Annotated in this window: 1 rRNA gene; it reads left to right on the top strand. The window is 49.2% G+C overall.

Annotated features, from left to right (window positions below):
* Positions 1 to 120 precede the first annotated feature (120 nt).
* Positions 121 to 3044, top strand: a 23S ribosomal RNA gene (locus HMPREF3270_RS06795).
* Positions 3045 to 3104 lie beyond the last annotated feature (60 nt).

Here is a 3104-nt window from a genome sequence, read left to right as displayed (position 1 = left end):
AAAAATAGATTTTACCAAGCAAAACCGAGTGAATTAGAGTTTTAAAAGCTTTATTCATTTAAATGAATCGCTAGTAATCAATTGCCGACGGCAAGCGATTACTCACAATATTAATAACGTGATTAAGTTATTAAGGGCGCACGGTGGATGCCTTGGCACTAGAAGCCGATGAAGGACGTTACTAACGACGATATGCTTTGGGTAGCTGTAAGTAAGCGTTGATCCAGAGATTTCCGAATGGGGGAACCCAGCACAAGTTATGTTGTGTTATCGACATGTGAATACATAGCATGTCCGAAGGCAGACGCGGAGAACTGAAACATCTTAGTACCCGCAGGAAGAGAAAGAAAAATCGATTCCCTGAGTAGCGGCGAGCGAAACGGGAAGAGCCCAAACCAATGAGCTTGCTCATTGGGGTTGTAGGACACTCTATACGGAGTTACAAAGGAATAAATTAGACGAATCATCTGGAAAGTTGAACCAGAGAAGGTAAAAGTCCTGTAGTCGAAAGTTTATTCTCTCTTGAGTGGATCCTGAGTACGACGGAGCACGTGGAATTCCGTCGGAATCCGGGAGGACCATCTCCCAAGGCTAAATACTCTCTAGTGACCGATAGTGAACCAGTACCGTGAGGGAAAGGTGAAAAGTACCCCGGAAGGGGAGTGAAAGAGAACTTGAAACCGTGTGCTTACAAGTAGTCAGAGCCCGTTAATGGGTGATGGCGTGCCTTTTGTAGAATGAACCGGCGAGTTACGATCTGATGCAAGGTTAAGCAGCAAATGCGGAGCCGCAGCGAAAGCGAGTCTGAACAGGGCGTTGAGTATTTGGTCGTAGACCCGAAACCAGGTGATCTACCCTTGGTCAGGTTGAAGTTCAGGTAACACTGAATGGAGGACCGAACCGACTTACGTTGAAAAGTGAGCGGATGAACTGAGGGTAGCGGAGAAATTCCAATCGAACCTGGAGATAGCTGGTTCTCTCCGAAATAGCTTTAGGGCTAGCCTCAAGTGATGATTGTTGGAGGTAGAGCACTGTTTGGACGAGGGGCCCCTCTCGGGTTACCGAATTCAGACAAACTCCGAATGCCAATCAATTTAACTTGGGAGTCAGAACGTGGGTGATAAGGTCCATGTTCGAAAGGGAAACAGCCCAGACCACCAGCTAAGGTCCCAAAATATATGTTAAGTGGCAAAGGATGTGGTATTGCCCAGACAACTAGGATGTTGGCTTAGAAGCAGCCATCATTTAAAGAGTGCGTAATAGCTCACTAGTCGAGTGACACTGCGCCGAAAATGTACCGGGGCTAAACATATTACCGAAGCTGTGGATTGTCCGTAGGACAATGGTAGGAGAGCGTTCTAAGTGCGTCGAAGCATGATCGCAAGGACATGTGGAGCGCTTAGAAGTGAGAATGCCGGTGTGAGTAGCGAAAGATGGGTGAGAATCCCATCCACCGATTGACTAAGGTTTCCAGAGGAAGGCTCGTCCGCTCTGGGTTAGTCGGGTCCTAAGTCGAGGCCGACAGGCGTAGACGATGGATAACAGGTTGATATTCCTGTACCACCATTTATCGTTTTAAGCGATGGGGGGACACAGTAGGATAGGCGAAGCGTGCTGTTGGAGTGCACGTCTAAGCAGTGAGACTGAATGGTAGGCAAATCCGCCATTCTCAAGGTTGAGCTGTGATGGGGAGAGGAAACATGTTTTCCTCGAGTCGTTGATTTCACACTGTCGAGAAAAGCCTCTAGCTAGATAACTGGTGCCCGTACCGCAAACCGACACAGGTAGTCAAGATGAGAATTCTAAGGTGAGCGAGAGAACTCTCGTTAAGGAACTCGGCAAAATGACCCCGTAACTTCGGGAGAAGGGGTGCTCTTTAGGGTTCACGCTCTGAAGAGCCGCAGTGAATAGGCCCAAGCGACTGTTTATCAAAAACACAGGTCTCTGCTAAACCGTAAGGTGATGTATAGGGGCTGACGCCTGCCCGGTGCTGGAAGGTTAAGAGGAGTGGTTAGCTTCTGCGAAGCTACGAATCGAAGCCCCAGTAAACGGCGGCCGTAACTATAACGGTCCTAAGGTAGCGAAATTCCTTGTCGGGTAAGTTCCGACCCGCACGAAAGGCGTAACGATTTGGGCACTGTCTCAACGAGAGACTCGGTGAAATCATAGTACCTGTGAAGATGCAGGTTACCCGCGACAGGACGGAAAGACCCCGTGGAGCTTTACTGTAGCCTGATATTGAAATTCGGCACAGCTTGTACAGGATAGGTAGGAGCCTTAGAAGCGTGAGCGCCAGCTTACGTGGAGGCGCTGGTGGGATACTACCCTAGCTGTGTTGGATTTCTAACCCGCGCCATTGATCATGGCGGGAGACAGTGTCAGGCGGGCAGTTTGACTGGGGCGGTCGCCTCCTAAAGTGTAACGGAGGCGCTCAAAGGTTCCCTCAGAATGGTTGGAAATCATTCATAGAGTGTAAAGGCATAAGGGAGCTTGACTGCGAGACCTACAAGTCGAGCAGGGTCGAAAGACGGACTTAGTGATCCGGTGGTTCCGCATGGAAGGGCCATCGCTCAACGGATAAAAGCTACCCCGGGGATAACAGGCTTATCTCCCCCAAGAGTTCACATCGACGGGGAGGTTTGGCACCTCGATGTCGGCTCATCGCATCCTGGGGCTGTAGTCGGTCCCAAGGGTTGGGCTGTTCGCCCATTAAAGCGGTACGCGAGCTGGGTTCAGAACGTCGTGAGACAGTTCGGTCCCTATCCGTCGTGGGCGTAGGAAATTTGAGAGGAGCTGTCCTTAGTACGAGAGGACCGGGATGGACATACCTCTGGTGTACCAGTTGTCGTGCCAACGGCATAGCTGGGTAGCTATGTATGGACGGGATAAGTGCTGAAAGCATCTAAGCATGAAGCCCCCCTCAAGATGAGATTTCCCAACTTCGGTTATAAGATCCCTCAAAGATGATGAGGTTAATAGGTTCGGGGTGGAAGCATAGCGATATGTGGAGCTGACGAATACTAATCGATCGAAGACTTAATCAAATTTCAAGTTTTGATTGGTCGAATTGAAATTTACTTACTATCTAGTTTTGAATGTATAAT

It is taken from the genome of Staphylococcus sp. HMSC65H10 (genome assembly GCF_001839185.1).
GTDB classification, from domain to species: domain Bacteria; phylum Bacillota; class Bacilli; order Staphylococcales; family Staphylococcaceae; genus Staphylococcus; species Staphylococcus simulans.
This window is presented reverse-complemented; position numbering and strand designations above follow the sequence as displayed.